We start from the raw sequence: 21,320 nt of genomic DNA, 5'->3' as shown, positions 1-21,320 counted from the left end.
CGTGCGTTCGCTGATCCGCCGCCTGTTCGCAGGCGCGCCTCCACAGATTCCCGATGCCGACTGGTCGGCTACCGTCGACCGGCTGCCCTGGGTGCGCTCGCTTGATGCGCCGTCGCAGGCGAAGCTGCGCACCCTGGCCGCGTTGTTCCTGCATCGCAAGACGATCACGCCAGTGGCCGGTCTGGAACTCGACGACCGCGCCCGCCTCGCGCTGGCCGCGCTGTGCTGTCTGCCGCTGCTCGCATTCGGCGAAGAAGGCCTGCACGGCTGGTCGCAGCTGATTGTCTATCCCGACGCGTTCCGGGTGAACCGGAGCCACGTCGATGCAGCGGGCGTGATGCACGAGTGGGACGACGAACTGATCGGCGAATCCTGGGACAGCGGCCCGCTGGTGCTGTCCTGGGCGGATGTCGAGTCCGACATCGCCGAGCCCGATGCCGGCTTCTGCGTGGCGGTGCACGAGATGGCGCACAAGATCGATGCGCTCGACGGCCTGCTCGACGGCACACCGCCATTGCCGCGCGACTGGCAGCGCGCGTGGGCGGCGGATTTCCAGCGCAGTTTCGATGCGTTCGTCGAACGCGTGGATGCCGGCGAAGAGATGCCGATCGATCCTTATGCGGCCGAAGCGCCGGAAGAATTCTTCGCCGTGTGCAGCGAGTACCACTTCAGCGCGCCGGCGCTGCTGCGTGAGGTGCTGCCGGATGTCGCCGCGCACCTGGCGCGGTTCTACGGCGTCTCGCCGTTCGACGCCAAGATCTAGAAGCCCGGCGGCAGGCGTACCGAAAAACAGGCGCCGCCGAGTTCCTCGGAGCGGCCCACATGCAGTTCGCCGCGGTAGCTGTGCACGATGTCCTGCACGATCGACAGGCCGATGCCGTGACCCTGCACGCGCTCGTCGCCGCGCACGCCGCGCTGCAGGATCGACGCGACACGATCGGCAGGAATGCCCGGGCCGTCGTCCTCGACGATCAGCACCAGGCCCGGACGGCGGTTGGGCGCGGTCTCGCCCGGCCGCACGGTCAGCAGCACGCGCGACTTCGCCCACTTGAACGCGTTCTCGAGCAGGTTGCCCAGCAGCTCCTGCAGGTCGCCCTGCTCGCCGTGGAAACGCGCACTCGCATCGATCTCGAATTCGCAGACCGCGCCCTTGGCCGCGTAGATCTTCTCCAGCCCGCGCACGATCTGCTCGGCGCTGGGTTCGATCTCGATCGCGGCGGAGAACAGCTGATGACCACTGGATGCCGCACGCGCGAGCTGGTAGGTCACCAGATCATTCATGCGCTGCAGCTGCGTCTCCACTTCCTCGCGCAGTTCGGCATCGCCACTGCCCGCATCCAGACGCGAACGCAGCACCGCGAGCGGCGTCTTCAGACTGTGGGCGAGATCCGACATCGTGTTGCGCTGGCGCGCGAGATGCTCGCGCTCGCTCTCGATCAGCGCGTTGATGCTCTCGGTCAGCGGCTGCAGCTCGTGCGGATGCTGCACGCCCATGCGCTCGGACTGGCCACGCTGGACGCGCACGAGTTCCTGCTCCACGCGGCGCAACGGCCACAGGCTCCAGCGCACGATCAGACCCTGCAGCAGCAGAAGAATCACGCCGGCCACGCCGAGATTCACCCACAGCGCGGCACGGAACACGCGCACCTGACGCGGGACGATGCCCGCGTCTTCCATCACGTAGATGGTGTAAGCGAACTCGGTATCGCTGCGGCCATCAGGCGACCAGACCAGACCGAGACCATAGCGATACGCCTCGCCGGGCGTGCCATCACTGCGCACCATCGGCAACGGGCCGTCGAACTTCTCTTCCCGCGCCGAGAGCATCGTTGCTTCCGGCAGCTGCGGCCCGGAAGCCGATTGCGACGCCCAGGACTCTCCGGACGGCAGCACGACTTCCGCGTACAGCCCGCTGCCGGGACGCAGAAAACGGTCGTCGGGTGGCGATTCGGACGGGTAGATGTCGCCGCCGCGCAGGAACTCGATATCGCCCGCATAGGCGTAGACGTAATTGCGCAGACGCTCGCGCTGGCCTTCGCTGGCGACATCGATGAAGGCGCGGTCGAGCGCGTAGCCGGCGAGTGCCAGAAACGCGAGCAGACCGATACTCGCGGCCAGCAGCTGGCGCGCCCGCAGGGAACGCGGACGCAGACGGGCAGTGAGTCGGGTATCAGCCATCGATCAAACCGGACACGCAGTCCGTCGGCGCTGCGGCACGACGGACAGGCGTGACGCCAGCGCGGAAATCCGCGGCCGGCGTCGCCAACTCATCCCTCGCCGTTGCGGGGGATCGCGAAGCGGTAACCACGGCCGCGGACGGTCTCGATCGGCTTGAGCGCACCTTCCGGATCGAGCTTCTTGCGCAGGCGGCCGATGAAGACTTCCAGCACGTTCGAATCGCGGTCGAAATCCTGCTGGTAGATGTGCTCGGTGAGATCGGCCTTCGAGACCAGTTCGCCGGCGTGCATCATCAGGTACTCGAGCACCTTGTACTCGTAGCTGGTCAGATCGACATTCTTGCCGTCCACACTGACCGTCTGCGCGGCGAGATCGAGCGTGACCGTGCCGCATTCGAGCGTCGGCTTGCTCCAGCCCGCGGCGCGGCGAACCAGGGCGTTGATGCGCGCGAGGAGCTCTTCGACGTGGAAGGGCTTGACCAGATAGTCGTCGGCGCCCTGCTTGAGGCCGTCGACCTTGTCCTGCCAGCTCGAACGCGCGGTGAGAATCAGCACCGGGAATTGCTTGCCTTCTTCGCGCAGCGCCTTGATCAGCTCCATGCCCGACATCTTCGGCAGACCCAGATCGATGATACCGACGTCGAACGGCACTTCGCGCCCCATGTACAGGCCTTCCTCGCCATCCTGTGCAGCATCGACGGCGAAGCCTTCGCGCTTCAGGCGCGCGGCGAGGGTCTCACGCAGGGGAGCTTCGTCTTCGACGAGCAGGATTCGCATGGGTCAACTCCGGTCTGACGGCCGGCCCGGCCGTGAATGGGGGCGAGGATGCAGGATCAATCGTCGTCGCCGCGTGCACGGGGCGCACGGGCGCGCTGGCCGGGATCGTCGACGAAGATGCGCACGCGGCCGCTGTCGTCCATCACCTTGACGCGATTGAGGTCGCGGCCGTCGGAATGCATCTGCTCGATGCTGAGCACGCGGCCTCGGGTATTGCGTTCGATCCGCCGCACCGATTCCGTCATCGAGTCCTGCGCGCGCTGGCGGCCGTTTTCCGGCCGCTGCACCGACGCCCGCATGTCGGGCCCGCGCGCGGCAGGCCCCTGCGGCGGCGGATCCTGCGCGGCCACGACCGATGTCGCCGCACACAGCAGCAGGGCGATCGGGGCGCAGATCAGACGGTGGGACGACGGGACGGGCACAGTCACTCCTGGCGGGGACGGGGCGATCAGGTAGACGTTGGATGGTCGGGCCGAGGCGGTGAATCCGTCCTTAACTTTTCGTTGACAAGGCTGTATCGGTTCAGCTTCAACCGCATCACGCCGCCATTTGCGCGGCACGCCGCTGCAAATCAATGTCAGGCCGCGTGGCGCGCCGCGGATGCCTCGGTCGCCGCCAGCGCCTGCTCGACGAGCGACCAGTCGGCGCCGGGCAGATGCGCCCCTTCGCTGAGCACCTGCCGGTACAGGCGACCGCCGGGCTGACCGTGGAACAAGCCGAGCACATGCCGGACGATGTGCTTGAGCGAGACGCCCTCGGCCATCTGCGCTTCGACGTAGGGCCGCAGCGCGCGCAGCAGATCGGCGCGCGGCTGCAGCGATGCGCCGGACAGCGCCGCGTCGAGCGTGTGCAACAGATAGGGATCGTGATACGCCGCGCGCCCCAGCATCACGCCGTCGACGTACGCGAGCTGCTCGAGCGCGAGCGCCTGCGTCGCGATGCCACCGTTGAGTACCACCGGCAGGGCGGGACGCTCGCGCTTGAGCCGGTGCGCCCAGTCGTAGCGCAGCGGCGGAATGTCGCGGTTCTCCTTCGGCGACAGGCCGTTGAGCCAGGCATTGCGTGCATGCACGACGATCATCGATGCGCCCGCGGCCACCGCGCCGTCGACGAAACGCGCGAACGCGTCGTAATCGTCGTCGTCGTCCACGCCGAGCCGGCACTTCACCGTCACCGGCACGTCGCTGGCCTGCGCCATCGCGGCGACGCAGTCGGCGACCAGCGCCGGCTCGCGCATCAGGCAGGCGCCGAAACGCCCGGCCTGCACGCGGTCGGACGGACAGCCGCAGTTGAGATTGATCTCGTCGAAGCCGTGATCGGCGGCGATGCGCGCAGCCTGCGCCAGCGCGTCGGGCTCGCTGCCGCCGAGCTGCAGCGCGAGTGGCGACTGCAGCGGCGTCTTCGCCAGCAGCCGCGTGCGGTCGCCGTGGATCACCGCCTTGGCGTGGACCATTTCCGTGTACAGCCGCACGCCCGGCGCCAGCAGCCGGTGGAACTCGCGGCAATGCGCGTCCGTCCAGTCCATCATCGGTGCGACGGACAGACGCAGCGATGCCGCATAGGCATCGGCATGCGCGTCGTAGGACGGGAGCGTGGATCCGGTCATGTGTCTGCGGGGCTGGAAGGCGCGTGGGGCGCGGGTCGCGTCGAGGCCGGTGGCGCACGGGCCGCCGCCACGACGGGGCGTCAGGATACACGCCGCCCCTTGGCTTCATGCCGCAGCCGGCGCTGGCCGGTCATCCTGTAGCGCCCTACCGCCGCGCGCAGGAAGCCGTCGATGGTGTTTCTCCAGGTTTTCGCGTTGCTGCTGCTCGCGTGGTGCTTCGGTGCAGTCCAGCTGTCGCAACGCGCCCGCGTGCTGCACAGCGCGCCGATGTGGCTGGCGGTCGTCTGGGCACTGGGCATCGTGGTCTGTATCGGCCTCGGCGCGTCCGGTCTGCTGCGCTACGGCGACTGGGAGTCGCTGTCCACCGGCCAGGCGCTGCACCGGGTGTTCGGCGAAGGCAATCTGGCGATGCGCCGCTCGGAATGGGCGGCGCTGAACCGCGCGGCGGGCGTATATCTCAATCTGGATGTCGTCTGGACGCTGCTGGCGCTATGCGTCACGCACTTCCACTCGGCGATGTTCTGGTCCGGCGTCGCCGAGCGGCGGCGCCATGCGCGGGCGTTGCGACAGCGCGCGCGCTGAGCGTCCTTACTCCGCGACGCTGGCCGCCTGGCGCGGTGCGACCGAGACCGGCACCACCTGCAGTTCGGCCTGCGCGCCATCCAGCAGCGGCGCGGCCTCGATCTGGCTGCCATCGACCGGCACGGCGCCATGCGGACTCGACTGGCTGACGATGCGCACCAGTTCGGTCGAACCGTCCGGCCACACGACGCGGAAGGTGTTGCCGGGCGGCAGTGCGAGGAACGGCGTGGCGCTCTGCGCGCGATACAAGGCGGCGATCTGCGCGGCGCCGAGCTGACGCTGTTCGAGCGGCGCGGCGGTCGTGGTCTGCGCGACGTGGGTCAGGCGCCGGTAGTTCTCGCCGACCGCGTCGACGACCACACCGGCGACGGCCACCGAGTAGCCGACGAACAGCGTCGCCCAGAGCCAGAAGCGGAGCTTGCGGGGGAGCATGCGTTTCATCGTGTCACCATTCCGAGCAGTTGGCGGGACGCGGGGGCGCCCTCGACCAGGGTCTTCTTCATTCGATCGAGTTCTTCCGCGCCCTGGCGCGGCACCGCCGCGTCACGCACGAAAGCGGAAAAATCCTGTCGCGCATCGCGTGCGCAGATACCGCCGTTGACGCAGTACTCGGTCATCAGCGCGCCGTCGGCGCTGCAGTCCAGACCCAGATCGCATGCGGCCAGTTGCCAGGCCAGCGCATGGACCTGGGTGCCGGCGACCGTATCGGCGAGCGCCACATCACCGCTCGCCGCGACGCCCATCGCCGGCGACAGCGCGACGAAGGCTTCCGGATCGCGCGAAGCCTGCACGCGCTCGACGAGTCCGCGCCGGTAGTCCATGTCGTCCTGCAACGGCGCGCCCATCGCCAGTAGCGCGGCTTCAGCGGCGAGACTGCCGGCCTCGGCCGCCTCCTGGCGGCGCTCGACCAGTTGCACGAACGTCGTCGCATCGCCGGGCACGAAGCGTCCGCAGCGCGTGCCGATGCGGCCGCGGGCCGCGCCCAGCGCGCGCGCCGCGTCGAACTGCAGGCCGTCGATCAGGGCACTGTCGCGGGCGAAACCGGCCGGATCGCGTGCATAACCCGCGCAGTATTCGTCGACGCGGCTCAGGACCCAGCGCGCGTCGGCGTCGCCGGTGTCGGCCAGCGGCTGCAGCGCCTGACGGAACGCGAACAGATCGTCGGCCCGCTCGAACGCGCGCGGCAGCGGGCGCATCGCAGCGGTCGACCACGCAGCGACACGGTCGGCATCGGTCACCATCGCCGCGTCCGGCACGGAGGCATCGACGAAGCCGCGCGTGTCCACATCGGCATTCCACGCCGCATCGCCGTCGCCAATGAGCGCGCCGGGCACAGCCGGGCGCCACATCGCCACGGCGGCGACGAGAGCTCCCAACAGCGCGATGGCGGCGAACACTCGGACGGTCACGTCGGATCCTGCGGCATCCGGCCACCGTGATCGGTGGACCGGCAGGCGCCGTCGCGGTGGCGATGGCGCGGTTCTGAGCGCGGATTCTAGCCGACCGCGACCGCCGCTATCGCCGGCCTGCCGCGCCGGGCCCGGACTGTGCGCGCATCCGCGTCGGCGGCGCGACGGTGCGCACATCCTGCCCGGACCCGCGCCGGCCGCAGGCGACGCGTCGCGCCGTTCGCCCCTTTACGCGCTCCGACCGGGGCACCAAGATGCCCGACCCCACTGCCCCACCCGGACCACCCGATGCCTTTCCTCGAACTGAGCCTGCGCTGCACCGAAGCCGAGCAGCCGCGCTACGCCCACGCCCTCGAGGACATCGGCGCGCTGGCCGTGACGATGATCGACGCCGATGCCGACACCACGGACGAGCAGGCGATCCTCGAACCCCGCGTCGGCGAGACGCCGCTGTGGCACGCGATCGTGCTGACGGCACTGTTTGAGGACGACACCGACGCGCTGCTGGTGCTCTCAGCGCTGGAAGCCTTCGACGCCGGGCTCGACTGGAGCCGCGCGAGCTTCCGCAAGGTCGAGGACCAGGACTGGGAACGCGCGTGGATGGACCAGTACGCGCCGCTGCAGTTCGGCGCGCGCACCTGGATCGTGCCGTGGAATGCGGAGCTGCCCGAGGCTGCCGGCGACGATGCGGTGGTGATCCGGCTCGATCCGGGCCTGGCCTTCGGTTCCGGCACGCACCCGACCACATCGCTGTGCTTGCAGTGGCTGGACGCGTTGTCGGCGGAAGGCGTGCTCACCGGCGCCGAAGTGCTCGATTACGGCTGCGGCAGCGGCATCCTCGCGCTGGCCGCACTCAAGCTCGGCGCTGCGCGTGCGGTCGGCATCGACAACGATCCGCAGGCGCTGATCAGTTCGCGCGACAACGCGGACCGCAACGACGTCGGCGCCTCGCTCGATGTGTATCTGCCGACCGATGCGCCGCAGGGCACGTATCCCGTGGTCCTCGCCAACATCCTCGCCACCGCGCTCGACGCGCTGGCCGAAACGCTGGCCGAGCGTGTCGCGATCGGCGGCCGTATCGCGTTGTCGGGCATCCTCGACGGCCAGGAAGAAGAGCTGCTGCGTCGATACCGCCCGTGGTTCGAGCAGCTGGCGGTGACCCGCGAAGGCGACTGGGTCCGCATCGACGGCGTCCGCAAGCAGGCCTGACGCGCCGCATCCGCCAGCGCGGCGGCGTGATTCAATAGCCGCATGTTCATCAACTGCAAGCACTGCGGTTCGCTGGTCGCCACCGACCCCGCGACCGACCAGCCGCCGGAACGCTGCCCGCGTTGCCGCGGTGTGCTGCGCAGTGCCTCGCCGCCGATGTCGGTGGCCTCGCTGCTGAAGACGCCGACGCCGGTTGCGGACGTCGCGACCACGCCGAGCGGAACACCGGATGCGTCCAAGTCCGCAGCGCCGGAGATACCAGCGACTGGAACGCCGGCAGAACAGCCGGTGCTGCGCGAGACGCCTGCATCGCCACGCGTGGTGCACGAAGACAACATTGCAACGCTCGCGCCGGCGGATGTACCTGTCGACACCGGCGTCGTCGACGACGCCGTCGCGAATGTGGCCGGGACCACGCCCGTTGATCCGCCCGCAGCTGTCGAAGCACCGCTGCCGGCGCCTGCACCCAGGCCTGCAGCCACGCGCACTTCGCCGAGCTTCGCGCGGCGCGGTGCGCCGGGTCCGCTCGATGCGCGCATGCGTCGACAACATCGCATCCTCTACGGCGCCGTCGTCGCGCTGACGCTGCTGCTCGGCCTGCAGGTGCTGCTCGCCGATCGCGCACGGCTCGCATCCGATCCCGGCTGGCGCCCCACGCTCGCACGCCTGTGCGGCGCGTTGCGTTGCAGCCTGCCACCGTGGCGCGAGCCCGCGGCGCTGACCGTGCTCGCGCGTGATGTGCGGCCCGATGGCGCGCGCGCCGGACAACTGCTCGCCACCGCGACCTTCCGCAACGATGCGCGCTGGGCGCAGGCCTGGCCGCGCTTGCGGCTGACGCTGTCGGACATCGACGGACGCGCGGTCGGCACCCGCGTGTTCACAGCGCAGGAGTATCTGCAAGGCGCGCCGGCGCAGCCGACACTCGCCGCCGGCGACAGCGCCGACGCCCGTCTGCAGCTCGTCGAACCGGACGCGCGGGCGGTCTCGTTCGCCTTCGATTTTCTCTGAAACCACGCTGGCAGCCGCCCTGGGGCCGCGCTAGACTGGCCTGCCGCTCCGCCGTCCGCACAGCCGTCGTCCTCGACTTCCGGCCGCGACAGCGACGCCGCCATTCCGAGACTCGACTTGAACGCAGACCGCACCGACAGCAGCACGCGCGAAGCACCGCGCACGCCCCTGCGCGAACACGTCGCGACCTCGATCCAGCGCTATCTCGGCGATCTCAACGGCAACGACACCGACAACCTCTACGAGGTCGCGCTGCGCGAGCTCGAGATTCCGCTGTTCGTCGAAGTGCTGAATTTCTGCGACGGCAACCAGAGCCGCGCCGCGGCGATGCTCGGCATCCACCGCGCCACGCTGCGCAAGAAACTGCGCGAGTACGGGCTGACCTGAGAACCGGCTCGAGGCCCGTCGCGAGCGCAGTCGGATGGTGCGTGGCGGCGCGCAGGAAGCACGTCGTTAGAGTGATACGTGCGCATTGTGTCCGCCATCCATGACGTCCACCCTTCGGGCCAGCGGCAAGCGCAGCAGGGCGTAGAACCGGTTCGGAGCCGCCAACGCACGGCCGTTATAATTCCCGGCCCCCTCGCCCGCAGTCGACTTCCATGACCGTCTCCGTTCCGTCCGGCGCGCCCACCGCGATCCGCCGTGCCCTGCTGTCCGTGTCCGACAAGACCGGCCTGCTCGATCTGGCCCGCGCGCTCGCCGCGCGCAACGTCGAACTGCTGTCGACCGGCGGCACCGCGAAGGCGCTGCGCGAAGCAGGTCTCACCGTGCGCGACGTCAGCGACGTGACCGGTTTTCCGGAGATCATGGACGGCCGGGTCAAGACCCTGCACCCGAAGGTGCACGGCGGGCTGCTCGGGCGCCGCGGCACCGACGATGCGGTGATGGCCGAACACGGCATCGACGCGATCGACCTGCTGGTGCTCAACCTCTACCCGTTCGAACGCGTGGCCTACGCGCCCGACGCGAAGTTCGACGACATCGTCGAAAACATCGACATCGGCGGCCCGGCGATGCTGCGCGCGGCGGCAAAGAACTTCGCCCATGTTGCGGTGGCCACCGATCCGGCGCAGTACGACGCGCTGCTGGCCGAACTCGACGCCAACGACGGCGCACTGTCGGCGCATACGCGCTTCGCGCTGTCGGTCGCCGCGTTCAACCGCGTCGCGCAGTACGACGCGCGCATCAGCGACGTGCTGTCGTCGATCGCCGAACCCTCCGATGCGGGCGCCGCGCAGCGCGCGCCGTTCGGCGGCCAGAGCAACGGCAACTTCGTCAAGGTCATGGACCTGCGGTACGGCGAGAACCCGCATCAGCAGGCGGCGTTCTACCGCGACCTGCACCCGGTGCCGGGCACGCTGGCGACGTTCGAGCAGCTGCAGGGCAAGGAACTCTCGTACAACAACATCGCCGATGCGGATTCCGCGTGGGAATGCGTGCGCCAGTTCGATGCACCGGCCTGCGTGATCGTCAAGCACGCCAATCCCTGCGGCGTGGCCGTCGGCGCGGCGTGTGGCGATGCCTACGAACTCGCCTACGCGACCGATCCGACATCCGCGTTCGGCGGCATCATCGCCTTCAACTGCACGCTCGACGCAGCGACAGCGAAGGCGATCCTCGACCGCCAGTTCGTCGAGGTGCTGATCGCGCCCGACTACGAGCCGGGCGCACTGGATTACGCGACGAAAAAGGCCAACGTGCGCGTGCTGCGCATTCCGCATGGCGACCCCGGATCAAGTCCGGGGCAGGCGGCGGGAAACAGTATCGACGTCAAGCGCGTGGGCTCCGGCCTGCTGATGCAGACCGCGGACATCCGCGCAGTCACCGCGGACGAGCTCAAGGTCGTGACGAAGATCGCGCCGACCGACCCGCAGCTGCGCGATCTGCTGTTCGCCTGGCAAGTGGCGAAGTTCGTGAAGTCGAACGCGATCGTCTACGCGAAGGATCACCGCACGATCGGCGTCGGCGCCGGCCAGATGAGCCGCGTTTATTCGGCGCGTATCGCCGGCATCAAGGCGGGCGATGCAGGCCTCGTCGTGCCGGGTTCGGTGATGGCCTCCGATGCGTTCTTCCCGTTCCGCGATGGCATCGACGCCGCCGCAGAAGCCGGCATCAAGGCGGTGATCCAGCCGGGTGGTTCGATGCGCGACGGCGAGGTGATCGCCGCCGCGGACGAACACGGCATCGCGATGGTGTTCACCGGCGTGCGCCACTTCCGCCACTGATCACCGCGCATCGCGCATGCACGTCGGCGTGAATGGTGCACGCCGACGCCGCTGCTAGAGTCCGGCGCATCTTCTCCGCAGGATGCGCCGATGTTGTACGCCCGCTCGACGCTGTCGCGTGCCGCCCTCCCCGTCTGTCTGCTGCTCTCGCTCGGCGCCTGCGGCCAGACACCCGCGCCACCGGCCGCCGCCGTAATGCCGGCTTCGACACCCGAGGCGCTTGCCACGCGCACCCGTGAGATGCCTCGCGATGACGCGCTGCCGGTCACCGGTCTCGACGGCGGCGCGGTGCGCAGCTTCCTCGTGAGCCAGTACGGCGACCTCGCGCAACTGTCGGGCGACTGGCCGGGCACACCTGTCGCCGAAGGACTCGGCAACGATGCCGCCTCGCGCGAAGTCTGCGCACGCGAGGCGATCGGCACACCGGACGCACCGGCCGAACTCGTCGCCATCTGCGGTGTGCCCGACGACGCGGGACACGCGACCACCGCGCGCATCGACTTCTTCCTGTTGCGCGCAGACGCCGATACCGTCTCTGCCGACGCACGCACGCACATGGACGGCTTCGGCAGTACCGGCGATGTCGCCGGTGTCGACGTGCGCCGGTTTGGTCCGCGCCTGTACGGCTTCGTCGTCGACGACGGCTTCACCGGCCAGGGCATCACGATCGGCAACAGCAGCCTCGTGCTGCCCGATGGCGACGGCTTCAAGGTCGCCGCGACGCTGCGCAGCAGCCTCGACAATCTCGGCGCGATGGCGGGCTGCGCCGAGCGCGACGACTGCGCGCCGGATGCCGCCTACGACCTGTCGTTCGAACTCGATATTGACGATCGCGATGCCAGCGCAGCCGCCTGGCCGCTGCGTGTGCGCGAACAGGGTGATGCCTGCGGACGTCGCGTCGAGCGCACGCACCAAGTGCCGTTCGACGTGGCAAGCGGCACCTGGACCGTGCCCGCCTCGCTGCAGCGCGACGGCTGCGACTGAGCCGGGCCAACGCATCGCAGGACGGGTAGAGCGCAGCGACACCCGTCGTCGCCCGCAGCACCGTATCGACACGCGCAAACGGCGCAGCGCTTACTTGACGTTCGCCACCGGCGCCACGGTCTTTTCCGCCGTCCAGATGCTGCGATCGATCGCATCGCCCAGCTCCGGAAAATCCGCCGCATCCAGTCGCGGTGACGCGTCACCGGCGCGGATCTTGCGGTCGTAGTCGCGGGTCAGTTTGATCGCCACGCCCGACAGCAGCACGACCGCGATCAGGTTCACCGTCGCCATCATGCCCATTGCCGCATCGGCGGTATCCCAGACGATGTCGAGCTTGGCGAACGCGCCCCAGGCCACCATCGCCAGACTGCCCAGGCGCAGCAGCAGGATCGAGATGCGGCCGCCGCGCAGGAACATCACCGCGCTTTCGGCATAGGCGTAATTGCCGAAGATCGACGTGCCGGCGAAGAAGAACAGCACCACCGCGATGAAGGTCGGGCCCCAGTCGCCGAAGTGGAAGGCCATCGCCTGTTGGGTCAGCACCGCGCCGTCGCCGCCGGCCGTGTCGAGCGCACCCGACATCAGGATCATCAGCGCAGTCGCGGTGCAGATCACCAGCGTGTCGACAAATACGCCGAAGGACTGCACCAGACCCTGGCTGGCCGGATGGTGCGGCACCGGCGTCGCGGACGCGGCGATGTTCGGCGCGCTGCCCATGCCGGCCTCGTTGGAGAACAGGCCACGCTTGACGCCGTTGAGCAGCGCGACCGCGAGGCCGCCGAGCACGCCGCCGGCCGCCTGGTCGAGACCGAAGGCGCTGCGCACGATCAGTGACAGCATCGCCGGCACTTCGGTGATGTTGCTGACGATCACCCACGCTGCGAGCGCGAGATAGGCAAGTGCCATTACCGGAATGATCAGCTCCGACATCTTCGCGACGCGGCGCAGGCCGCCGAAGATCACAGGCGCCGACAGCGCCACGAGCACGGCTGCCGTCCAGCCCGGATGGATGCCCCAGGCGCCGGTCACCGCTTCGGAAATCGAGTTCGCCTGCACCGCGCTGAACACGAAACCGAAGGCGAGGATCAGGCACACCGAGAAGATCGCGCCGAGCCACGGCTTGCGCAGGCCGTAGGCCATGTACAGCGCCGGCCCGCCGCGATAGTGGCCCACCGCATCACGACGCTTGTACAGCTGCGCCAGCGCGCTCTCCACATACGCCGTCGCCATGCCGAAGAACGCGACCACCCACATCCAGAACATCGCGCCCGGGCCGCCGACCGTCAGCGCGATCGCCACGCCGACCAGATTGCCTGTGCCCACGCGCGACGCGAGGCTGGTGCACAGCGATTGCAGCGGCGAGATGCCGGCATTGTCGTCGCCGGTGCCGCGCACGAGGCCGGAGATCATCTTCGGGAACCGCCGGAACTGGATGAAGCCCAAGCGCACGCTGAACCAGATGCCGACCAGCGGCAGCACGCCGACCAGCAGGTAATTCCACAACACGCCGTTGATGCCGCCGACGATGGGTGACAGGACGTTCTCGATCAGCTGGACCAGATCCATCGGCGGTCGCGACTCCGTTGCGGCGAAACGATCGAGTGTAGCAATCGGGTCCGGACCGACCCGTCAGCATCGGAACCGCAGGGACGACACGCGCGCAGCGAGGCGCGCCGCGACGCCGTAAACTGGCGGCCCCCTTGTATCCGGTCTGTTGCGCATGAAGAAGGTCCTCGTCATCGGTGCCGGCGGTCGCGAACACGCGCTGGCGTGGAAGCTCGCGCAGTCGCCGCAGGTTGGCGAAGTCCTGGTCGCGCCGGGCAATGCCGGCACGGCGAAGGAAGCCGGCTGCCGCAACGTCGACGTCTCCGCGACCGATCTCGATGCGCTGCTGGCGCTGGCGCAGTCCGAAGGCGTGGACGTAACCGTCGTCGGTCCCGAGGCGCCGCTGGTCGCGGGCGTCGTCGATCGCTTCCGCGACGCCGGCCTGCGTATCTTCGGACCCACCGCGGCCGCCGCGCAGCTCGAAGGCAGCAAGGCTTTCGCCAAGGATTTCCTCGCGCGGCACGCGATTCCGACCGCAGGCTATTCGGTGTTCACCGATGCCGACACCGCGATCGAGTACGTGCGCCAGCACGGCGCGCCGATCGTCATCAAGGCCGACGGCCTTGCCGCGGGCAAGGGCGTCATCGTGGCGATGTCGCTGGAAGAAGCCGAAGCCGCGATCACCGACATGCTGTCAGGCAACGCGTTCGGCGCAGCCGGTGCGCGCGTGGTGATCGAGGAATTCCTCGACGGCGAGGAAGCCAGCTTCATCTCGATCGTCGACGGCGCGATCGCGCTGCCGATGGCGACCAGCCAGGACCACAAGCGCGTCGGCGATGGCGATACCGGCCCCAACACCGGCGGCATGGGCGCGTACTCGCCCGCGCCTGTGGTCTCGCCCGAGGTGCATGCGCGCGTGATGCGCGAAGTCGTCGAGCCGACCGTGCGCGGCATGATCGAAGACGGCGTGCCGTTCACCGGTTTCCTCTACGCCGGCCTGATGATCGATCCGCAGGGTGCGCCGAAGGTCATCGAGTTCAACGTGCGTTTCGGCGATCCGGAAACCCAGCCGGTGATGCTGCGCCTGCAGTCCGACCTGCTGGATCTGGTCGAAGCCGCGATCGACGGCCGGCTCGCCGGCATCGAAGCGCAGTGGGATCCGCGTCCGTCGCTCGGCGTGGTGATGGCGGCCGAACACTATCCCGACACGCCGCGCACCGGCGACGTCATCAACACCTGGGATACGCCGCCGCTGGCCGACACCAAGGTCTTCCATGCAGGCACGAAACTCGACGCGCACGGCCAGGCCGTGACCGCCGGTGGTCGCGTGCTGTGCGTGGCCGCGCTCGGCGAGACCGTCGCCGATGCGCAGACGCGCGCCTATGGCGAGCTTGCCGGCATTTCGTGGCCCGGCGAGTTCCACCGCCACGACATCGGCTGGCGCGCGATCGCACGCGAACGCGACGACGCCTGATCCCTTCCCTCCCGCCAAGGCCACACTCGTGATCCCAGGCAACGCCCAGCTCAGCATGACCGTGCTGATGACGCCGGACATGGCGAACTTCTCCGGCAATGTGCACGGCGGCACGCTGTTGAAGTATCTCGACGAAGTGGCCTACGCCTGCGCCAGCCGCTACGCCGGCCGCTACGTGGTGACGCTGTCGGTCGACCAGGTCACGTTCCGCGAACCGATTCATGTCGGCGAGCTGGTGACCTTCCTCGCCTCGGTGAACTACACCGGGCGCACGTCGATGGAAGTCGGCATCAAGGTCATCACCGAGGACATCCGCAACCGCGCGGTGCGTCACACCAACAGCTGCTTTTTCACGATGGTGGCGATGGACGAGGACGGTCGCTCGACCCCGGTGCCGCCGCGCGAGCCGCAGACATCCGAGGAGCGGCGCCGGTTCGAGCAGGGACGCCAGCGGCGCGAGATCCGCCAGGAACTCGAGCAACGCTACCGGGCGGTGCGCGAGACCTTCCCCGACACGATCGACTGATTCCGCCACCTGCCGCCATGCGGCTTTGCTAGGCTCCGCGCATTCGTCGAGGAGCCTGCATGTCCGGCCAGTCCCAGTTCGCGCTGCTGAAGCAGCGCCGCTTCCTGCCCTACTTCACGGTCCAGGCGCTGGGCGCGTTCAACGACAACGTCTACCGGCAGTCGATCATCGCGCTGCTGTTCTTCCTGGGCGTCAGCACCGCAGAGCGCACGCTCTACACCAACCTCGCGCCGGCACTCTTCATCCTGCCGTACTTCCTGTTCTCGGCGATCGCCGGGCAGATCGCGGAGAAGGTCGAGAAGCAGAAGCTCATCGTCATCACGACGACGATGGAGATCGTGATCATGTCGGTCGCGGCCGCAGGCTTCCTGCTCGAGAACATGGCTGTGCTGCTGGTCGCGCTGTTCCTCACCGGCACGCAGTCCACGCTGTTCGGCCCGGTGAAGTATTCGATCCTGCCGTCGGTGCTGCGGCCGGAAGAACTCACCGGCGGCAACGGCCTGGTCGAAATGGGCACGTCGATCTCGATCCTCGTCGGCATGATCTACGGCGGCCTGGTGTTCAAGCTCGCCGGCAGCTACGGGCCCGAGGCCGCCGCGGTGTCGGTAATCGTGCTGGCGGTGGCGGGCAATGTCGTCGCGCGGATGATTCCCAAGGTCGACGCCGGCGCCCCCGAGCTCAAGGTCAACTGGAACCCGATTCCAGAATCGCGCGCGATCATGCGTCTGGCCAAGCGCCAGCTCGCGGTGCGAAACGCGATTCTCGGCGTGTCGTGGTTCTGGTTCGTCGGCACGGTGCTGACCGCGCAGTTGCCGACCTACGCCGAACTGCATCTGGGCGGCGTCGCTAACGACACCGCGCTGTACATCTTCGCGCTGGCGCTGTTCTCGATCGGCGTCGGCGTCGGTTCGCTGCTGTGCGAGAAGCTGTCGGCCCGCTCGGTCGAAATCGGCCTGGTGCCGATCGGCGCGTTCGGCATCACCGCGTTCCTGCTGGATCTGTACTTCGCGCGTCCCGGCGCACCGCCGGCGACTGGCCTCACCATCGCGCAGTTCCTCGGCGACTGGGCCGGCTGGCGCATCGTCATCGATCTGACCGGCATCGGCATGTTCACCGGCTTCTTCGTCGTGCCGCTGTTCGCGCTGATCCAGAGCCGCACACCGAGGTCGGAACTGTCGCGCGTGATCGCCGGACTCAACATCCAGAACTCGCTCTTCATCGTCACCGCCGCGATCCTCGGCGTGCTGTTGCAGATGGACGAGCTCGCGTTCGGTGGCGTACGCATTCCGCTGCCGGGGCTGAGCATTCCGCAGGTGTTCCTGGCGCTGGCGATCGCCAACGGTCTGGTCGCGCTGTGGATCTTCACCATCGTGCCCGAGTTCCTGATGCGCTTCGCCAGCATGCTGTTGGTGCGCGTGCTCTACCGGCTACGACTGCGCGACATCGAATCCGCGGTGCCGGCCGATGGCGCTGCGCTGATCGTCTGCAACCACGTCAGCTACATGGATGCGCTGATCCTGTCGGCGGCGATTCCGCGGCCGGTGCGCTTCGTGATGTATCACCGCATCTACAACGTGCCAGGCATGCACTGGATCTTCCGCCACGCGAAGGCGATTCCGATCGCCGGTGCGAAGGAAGATCCCGAGCTGATGCAGCGCGCGTTCGACGCGGTGGATGCGGCGCTGGCCGAAGGCGAACTGGTCGGCATCTTCCCCGAAGGCAAGTTGACCCGCGACGGCGAGATCGCAGCGTTCAAGTCGGGCGTCGAGCGCATCCTCGAGCGCGCCGCGGAGCGCGGTCAGCGCGTGCCGGTGGTGCCGATGGCGCTGCGCGGCATGTGGTCGAGCATGTGGAGCCATCGCGATTCACGCATGGGTCGCATGCGCGTGCCGCGCCGCGCGCGCGCGCAGATCGACGTCGTCGCCGGGCCGCGGATCGAGGACGGCGCGTCGATCGACGCCGGCACGCTCGAAGCACAGGTGCGGATGCTGCGCGGCGACGCCGCATGAGTCTTTCGTGACATCGCTTTTTGCGTCTCTGGCGCTACAGTACGGCGTCCCCGTCCACGGACGGCGGTCATCGACATTTCCCAACCGTTCCAGCACCCAGGAGCTTTCTCGATGAGTTCGATTCCGCCGCCGCCACCCGGCTCGTACGGCATCCCGGAAGCGCCGCTTCCCGGTTCGCCGATCGCCCCGGGCACTGTGCCCAACTATCTCGCGTGGTCCATCGTGGTCACCGTGCTGTCGCTGTGCCTGTGCTGCATCATCGGCACGATTCCCGGCATCGTCGCCATCGTGTTCTCGGCGAAGGTCAACACGCTGCTCGGCCAGGGCGATCTCGCCGGCGCTCAGCGCGCGTCGAACACCGCCAAAACCTGGTGCTGGGTGACCACCGGCCTGTGCATCATCGGCCTGCTGTGGACGATCTACTCGCTGACCCTCGGCGGCGGCATGGCGCAGTACCAGATGATCCTCGACCAGATGCAGGCCGGCAGCTGATGTCGCTGGCCGGCAGCCACGCGCCGCGCCGCATCCGGTCTTCGACCTTCGCCCTCGCGGGCGGCGGCGTGGCACTGGCGGCGGGCGGCGCATGGCTGCTGCGCACCTTCGATCCGAACGCGCCCGGCAATCCGTTTCCGCCGTGCATGTTCTACAGCGCCACAGGCTGGCATTGCCCGGCCTGTGGCCTGACCCGCTGTCTGCACGCGCTCGCCCACGGCGACCTCCCGCGTGCGTTCTCGATGAACCCGTTGCTGTTCGTGCTGCTCGCGCTGGCACCGCTGTTCGCGGTCTGGCATCTGGGCTGGCGGCCGCCCTGGCTGCAGCGGCTCGCCCGCGTTGCTGCGGATTGGAAACCCTGGGTCGCGCTGGTGCTGGTCTACTGGATCGCGCGCAACCTGCCGTGGTTTCCGTTCACCCTGCTCGCGCCGGGCTGATCGAAACACTCAGCCAATCGCATCGCCCGTGTGCTGTGCATGCCAGTGCGCGATCAGCCAGCGCGAGATCGACGACTTCGGCGACAGCTTCAATTCCGGATGCACATCACGCAGCGCCTCACCAATCGTGTCGGCGTCGAACCAGCGCGCGTCTTCCAGCTCATCAGTGACCTGCGGCGCATCCGGGCCCGCGTCGGCAATGAAGCCGAGCATCAACGAGGCCGGGAACGGCCACGGCTGCGAGGCGAGATAGCGACAACCGGTCACGCGCACCGCGCTTTCCTCGAACACTTCGCGCACGACGGTTTGCTCCAGCGTCTCGCCCGGTTCGACGAACCCGGCCAGCGTCGAATAGCGCCCGGGCGGCCATGCGGCCTGGCGGCCCAGCAACAGACGCGACCCGTCGGTGACCGCGACGATTACGGCGGGATCGGTGCGCGGGTAATGCTCGATGCCGCACCCGGTGCAGCGTCCCAGCCAGCCGGCACGCGCGTATTCGAGCGGCGCGCCGCAGGCGCCACAGAAGCGATGCCGGTCCCGCCAGTGCAGCACCGCACGCGCCTGCGCGAACGCGGTTGCCTCGCGGACCGGCCATTGCGCGGCCGCGGTGCGCAGATCGATCGTCGCCGGCACATCCAGCGTGGCGGGCGCATCGACGGCGGGCAACGCGAACCAGCCCTGCGCATCGTGCAGACCGAGGAACACCGCGGATCCGGGGCGCTTGCCGACCACCGTGCCGTCGAGCGCGGGCGGCATGCCGTGTGCATCGACACGGGCATCGCCTTTTGCATCGAGCACCAGCACACGCGCTTCCGGCCACAGGCGGGCCAGCGCGTCGGAATCGGTCCGGAGATGTTCTGCGCGATCGAGCGGCGCGTCGACGAAGCTGAAGTCCATGCGCCGATTATCGCCCCGGGCGGTGTCGCGATGGCGACACGCGGGCGACGCGACTCAGACGTTGAAGCTGCTGCCGCAGCCGCAGGTCGACTTGGCGTTCGGGTTGCGGATCGTGAACTGCGCGCCGTGCAGGCTTTCGACGTAGTCGACCGAGGCGCCCATCAGGTACTGCAGGCTCAGCGGATCGACGACCAGGGTCACGTCGTCGGTCACCACGGCCAGATCGTCGTCCGTGCGCTGCTCGTCGAACTCGAAGCCGTACTGGAAGCCGGAGCAGCCGCCGCCCTGGATGTAGACACGCAGGTTGAGCGCGGCATTGCCTTCGCCCTCGATCAGTTCGCGCACCTTGGCCGCAGCCGCGGGGGTGAAATCCAGCGGACGCTCCAGCGACTGGTAACCGGGACCTTCGATGGTGAGCACGTCATTCATGGCACACAGGATGGGGCTGCGTGCCCCCCGCTTCAAGCGCCGGGTGCGGAACGCGGCGTCACATCTGCCCAGCTGAACGGCCGCTCGACCGCGCTGCCACGCTCCGGCTCGAGCCGCACGACCACGCGCAGCGGCTGGAAGCCCGGCGGCAGCACGATGTCGCCCTCGACCTGCTGGAAGTACTTGAACGAATACGCCACGCGCGCGGCATCGTCGCGTTGGCGCAGTTGATCCCATTCCAGCGTCTCCAGGCGTCCGTCGCGGGTGCCTTCGACAGACAGCCGCATCGTGCCGACGCTCGCGGCCTCGCGGCTCAGGCTCTGGGTCAGGGTCGCGGTGTAGTGCCAGCCCTGATCGGTGCGCGGCTGCATGCGCAGTTCGTGCACGGTCAGGCCCTTGCGTTGCGCGGTCGCACCGACGAATCGTTCGTAGAACGCGACATCCGCGCGCAGCGCGGCGATTTCCTCGTCGCGTTCGGCCAGCGTGCCCTGCAGTTCGCGGTTCGCATCGCGGCTGATCTGGTCGGACCGGGTCAAGGTCGACACCTGCTGCTGCAGGCTGTCGAGTTCGGTCTGCTGCGTCGCCAACTGGCGCTGCGGATTGCCCGAGGTCGGCGAGAACGCCTGCCAGGCGCCCCAGAGCCCGAACAGCAGCGCGAGTGCGACGACCACCGCGAGTGCGATGACGATGCGCGGACCACGCGCGCGGCGGGTGGCCGATGGCGGCTTGGCCACGGGAGGCGGAGTGTCGTTCATCGTCACGGTATAGCCAGCGCCGTCGCGCCGCGTCAAGGCGAAGCCGGTCCTATACTCGCCGGCGTTGTGCACCCGTTGTCGTTCGCCACGGAGCGTCGCGATGTCCGAAGCCCATCTGTTCGCCGCTGGTGTGCTGCTCGCCTGGCTGGCCGGCGTGCGCGCGTATCTGACGGTGTTCGGTGTCGGACTGGCCGGCGTGTTCGGCTGGCTGGACCTGCCGCCGGCGCTCGAAGCCGCGGCGTCGCCCTGGGTGCTGGGCGTGTCGGGTGTGCTGGCGCTGGTGGAATTCTTCGCCGACAAGATTCCCGGCGTCGACTCGGGCTGGGATCTGCTGCAGACGCTGGCGCGCGTGCCGGCCGGCGCGTTTCTCGCCGCGGCCACGCTGTCGCCCGATGGCGATCTGGGCGCCGGCATGCTCGCAACCGGCGCCGGCGTGGCGCTCACCAGCCACGCGCTCAAGGCCGGGAGCCGCTTGCTGCTCAATGCCTCGCCCGAGCCGATCAGCAATCTCACCGCATCGACCACGGAAGATGTCGTCACCGTCGGCGCGCTGTCGCTGGCGCTGATTTCGCCATGGCTCGCACTCGCGCTGGTCGCTGCGTTCGTGCTGCCCTGCGCGGTCGCGGTGTGGTGGTTGTGGCGGCGTCTGTTGCGTCGCGCACCGAAGGCTGCGCGCGGCTGATCGAAGGTGGCGCGGCAGGCGTGACAGGCCGCTTCTGGCGACGCGATTCAAGGGGTAGCGGTTAAAGTTGCCTCATCCCCCACATCGCGTCACAGTG

The 21,320-nt window shown here is 68.7% G+C and carries 23 protein-coding genes; 13 read left to right on the top strand and 10 right to left on the bottom strand.

Features of this window, described 5'->3' with window-relative positions; genetic code table 11:
- Position 1 precedes the first annotated feature (1 nt).
- Positions 2-763: a M90 family metallopeptidase gene (locus LU699_RS11585; protein WP_327058801.1), complete on the top strand. Its 762-nt coding sequence runs from the start codon at positions 2-4 to the stop codon at positions 761-763.
- On the opposite strand, the gene LU699_RS11580 is transcribed toward LU699_RS11585, so the two are convergent.
- The 4 genes from LU699_RS11580 to dusA all read right to left on the bottom strand — a co-directional run bounded on the left by LU699_RS11580 (position 760) and on the right by dusA (position 4,560).
- Entirely contained in the window at positions 760-2,178 is a 1,419-nt protein-coding gene (locus LU699_RS11580) for an ATP-binding protein (protein WP_232138016.1), read from the bottom strand. The two genes, LU699_RS11585 and LU699_RS11580, sit on opposite strands and share 4 nt — an antisense overlap.
- Positions 2,179-2,267: 89 nt before the next feature.
- A complete protein-coding gene (locus tag LU699_RS11575) occupies positions 2,268-2,954 on the bottom strand; it encodes a response regulator transcription factor (RefSeq protein ID WP_232138017.1) in 687 nt (228 codons plus the stop codon).
- A 56-nt stretch (positions 2,955-3,010) separates the two neighbouring features.
- Complete coding sequence (locus LU699_RS11570; RefSeq protein WP_232138018.1) at positions 3,011-3,376, bottom strand: hypothetical protein; 366 nt, start codon at positions 3,374-3,376, stop codon at positions 3,011-3,013.
- A 155-nt stretch (positions 3,377-3,531) separates the two neighbouring features.
- Complete coding sequence (gene dusA, locus LU699_RS11565; RefSeq protein WP_232138019.1) at positions 3,532-4,560, bottom strand: tRNA dihydrouridine(20/20a) synthase DusA; 1,029 nt, start codon at positions 4,558-4,560, stop codon at positions 3,532-3,534.
- 171 nt (positions 4,561-4,731) lie between these two features.
- Here dusA and LU699_RS11560 point away from each other — a divergent pair, with 171 nt between their 5' ends.
- The gene (locus LU699_RS11560; RefSeq protein WP_232138020.1) at positions 4,732-5,142 is read left to right on the top strand and encodes a hypothetical protein; all 411 of its coding nucleotides are present in this window, start codon (positions 4,732-4,734) and stop codon (positions 5,140-5,142) included.
- A gap of 6 nt (positions 5,143-5,148) precedes the next feature.
- Here LU699_RS11560 and LU699_RS11555 read toward each other — a convergent pair whose 3' ends face one another.
- Together LU699_RS11555 and LU699_RS11550 are read right to left on the bottom strand one after the other, a co-directional pair.
- Positions 5,149-5,583: a hypothetical protein gene (locus LU699_RS11555; protein ID WP_425491233.1), complete on the bottom strand. Its 435-nt coding sequence runs from the start codon at positions 5,581-5,583 to the stop codon at positions 5,149-5,151.
- Positions 5,580-6,551, bottom strand: a complete 972-nt coding sequence (locus tag LU699_RS11550) for a hypothetical protein (RefSeq protein WP_232138021.1) — start codon at positions 6,549-6,551, stop codon at positions 5,580-5,582. The genes LU699_RS11555 and LU699_RS11550 overlap by 4 nt, the downstream gene beginning before the upstream one ends.
- Before the next feature lie 288 nt (positions 6,552-6,839).
- Between LU699_RS11550 and prmA the strand changes: the two genes are divergently transcribed.
- The 5 genes from prmA (at position 6,840) to LU699_RS11525 (ending at position 11,977) form a co-directional block, all read left to right on the top strand.
- Complete coding sequence (gene prmA, locus LU699_RS11545) at positions 6,840-7,760, top strand: 50S ribosomal protein L11 methyltransferase (protein WP_232138023.1); 921 nt, start codon at positions 6,840-6,842, stop codon at positions 7,758-7,760.
- A 42-nt stretch (positions 7,761-7,802) separates the two neighbouring features.
- Positions 7,803-8,768, top strand: coding sequence for a DUF3426 domain-containing protein (locus LU699_RS11540; RefSeq protein WP_232138025.1), 966 nt, complete (start codon positions 7,803-7,805; stop codon positions 8,766-8,768).
- Positions 8,769-8,885: 117 nt separating this feature from the next.
- Complete coding sequence (fis, locus tag LU699_RS11535; protein ID WP_232138027.1) at positions 8,886-9,155, top strand: DNA-binding transcriptional regulator Fis; 270 nt, start codon at positions 8,886-8,888, stop codon at positions 9,153-9,155.
- A gap of 212 nt (positions 9,156-9,367) precedes the next feature.
- Positions 9,368-10,993, top strand: a complete 1,626-nt coding sequence (gene purH / locus LU699_RS11530; RefSeq protein WP_232138029.1) for a bifunctional phosphoribosylaminoimidazolecarboxamide formyltransferase/IMP cyclohydrolase — start codon at positions 9,368-9,370, stop codon at positions 10,991-10,993.
- A 90-nt stretch (positions 10,994-11,083) separates the two neighbouring features.
- Positions 11,084-11,977 carry a hypothetical protein gene (locus tag LU699_RS11525; RefSeq protein WP_232580175.1) on the top strand — a complete coding sequence of 298 codons (894 nt, stop codon included), beginning with the start codon at positions 11,084-11,086 and terminating at the stop codon, positions 11,975-11,977.
- A 90-nt stretch (positions 11,978-12,067) separates the two neighbouring features.
- Here LU699_RS11525 and LU699_RS11520 read toward each other — a convergent pair whose 3' ends face one another.
- On the bottom strand, positions 12,068-13,543 hold the full coding sequence (locus LU699_RS11520; RefSeq protein WP_232138031.1) for an alanine/glycine:cation symporter family protein: 1,476 nt from the start codon (positions 13,541-13,543) through the stop codon (positions 12,068-12,070).
- A 154-nt stretch (positions 13,544-13,697) separates the two neighbouring features.
- On the opposite strand from LU699_RS11520, the gene purD reads away from it, so the two are divergent.
- The 5 genes from purD (at position 13,698) to LU699_RS11495 (ending at position 18,460) form a co-directional block, all read left to right on the top strand.
- The gene (purD, locus tag LU699_RS11515; protein ID WP_232138032.1) at positions 13,698-14,996 is read left to right on the top strand and encodes a phosphoribosylamine--glycine ligase; all 1,299 of its coding nucleotides are present in this window, start codon (positions 13,698-13,700) and stop codon (positions 14,994-14,996) included.
- A gap of 55 nt (positions 14,997-15,051) precedes the next feature.
- Entirely contained in the window at positions 15,052-15,522 is a 471-nt protein-coding gene (locus tag LU699_RS11510) for an acyl-CoA thioesterase (RefSeq protein WP_425491236.1), read from the top strand.
- A 59-nt stretch (positions 15,523-15,581) separates the two neighbouring features.
- Entirely contained in the window at positions 15,582-17,531 is a 1,950-nt protein-coding gene (locus LU699_RS11505; RefSeq protein ID WP_232138034.1) for an MFS transporter, read from the top strand.
- A 111-nt stretch (positions 17,532-17,642) separates the two neighbouring features.
- The gene (locus LU699_RS11500) at positions 17,643-18,023 is read left to right on the top strand and encodes a CD225/dispanin family protein (protein WP_232138035.1); all 381 of its coding nucleotides are present in this window, start codon (positions 17,643-17,645) and stop codon (positions 18,021-18,023) included.
- On the top strand, positions 18,023-18,460 hold the full coding sequence (locus tag LU699_RS11495) for a DUF2752 domain-containing protein (protein WP_232138036.1): 438 nt from the start codon (positions 18,023-18,025) through the stop codon (positions 18,458-18,460). Before LU699_RS11500 ends, LU699_RS11495 begins: the two co-directional genes overlap by 1 nt.
- 9 nt (positions 18,461-18,469) lie before the next feature.
- On the opposite strand, the gene nudC is transcribed toward LU699_RS11495, so the two are convergent.
- Genes nudC through LU699_RS11480 form a run of 3 tightly spaced genes read right to left on the bottom strand, consistent with a single transcriptional unit; the run spans position 18,470 to position 20,541 of the window.
- On the bottom strand, positions 18,470-19,357 hold the full coding sequence (gene nudC / locus LU699_RS11490) for an NAD(+) diphosphatase (protein ID WP_232138038.1): 888 nt from the start codon (positions 19,355-19,357) through the stop codon (positions 18,470-18,472).
- 54 nt (positions 19,358-19,411) lie between these two features.
- The gene (gene erpA / locus LU699_RS11485) at positions 19,412-19,786 is read right to left on the bottom strand and encodes an iron-sulfur cluster insertion protein ErpA (protein ID WP_232117933.1); all 375 of its coding nucleotides are present in this window, start codon (positions 19,784-19,786) and stop codon (positions 19,412-19,414) included.
- Positions 19,787-19,818: 32 nt separating this feature from the next.
- Positions 19,819-20,541: a DUF6776 family protein gene (locus LU699_RS11480; RefSeq protein WP_232138040.1), complete on the bottom strand. Its 723-nt coding sequence runs from the start codon at positions 20,539-20,541 to the stop codon at positions 19,819-19,821.
- Positions 20,542-20,641: 100 nt separating this feature from the next.
- Here LU699_RS11480 and LU699_RS11475 point away from each other — a divergent pair, with 100 nt between their 5' ends.
- A complete protein-coding gene (locus LU699_RS11475) occupies positions 20,642-21,223 on the top strand; it encodes a DUF4126 domain-containing protein (RefSeq protein ID WP_327058894.1) in 582 nt (193 codons plus the stop codon).
- Positions 21,224-21,320 lie beyond the last annotated feature (97 nt).

The organism is Luteimonas fraxinea, from assembly GCF_021233355.1.
In the GTDB taxonomy this organism is placed as follows: domain Bacteria; phylum Pseudomonadota; class Gammaproteobacteria; order Xanthomonadales; family Xanthomonadaceae; genus Luteimonas; species Luteimonas fraxinea.
This window is presented reverse-complemented; position numbering and strand designations above follow the sequence as displayed.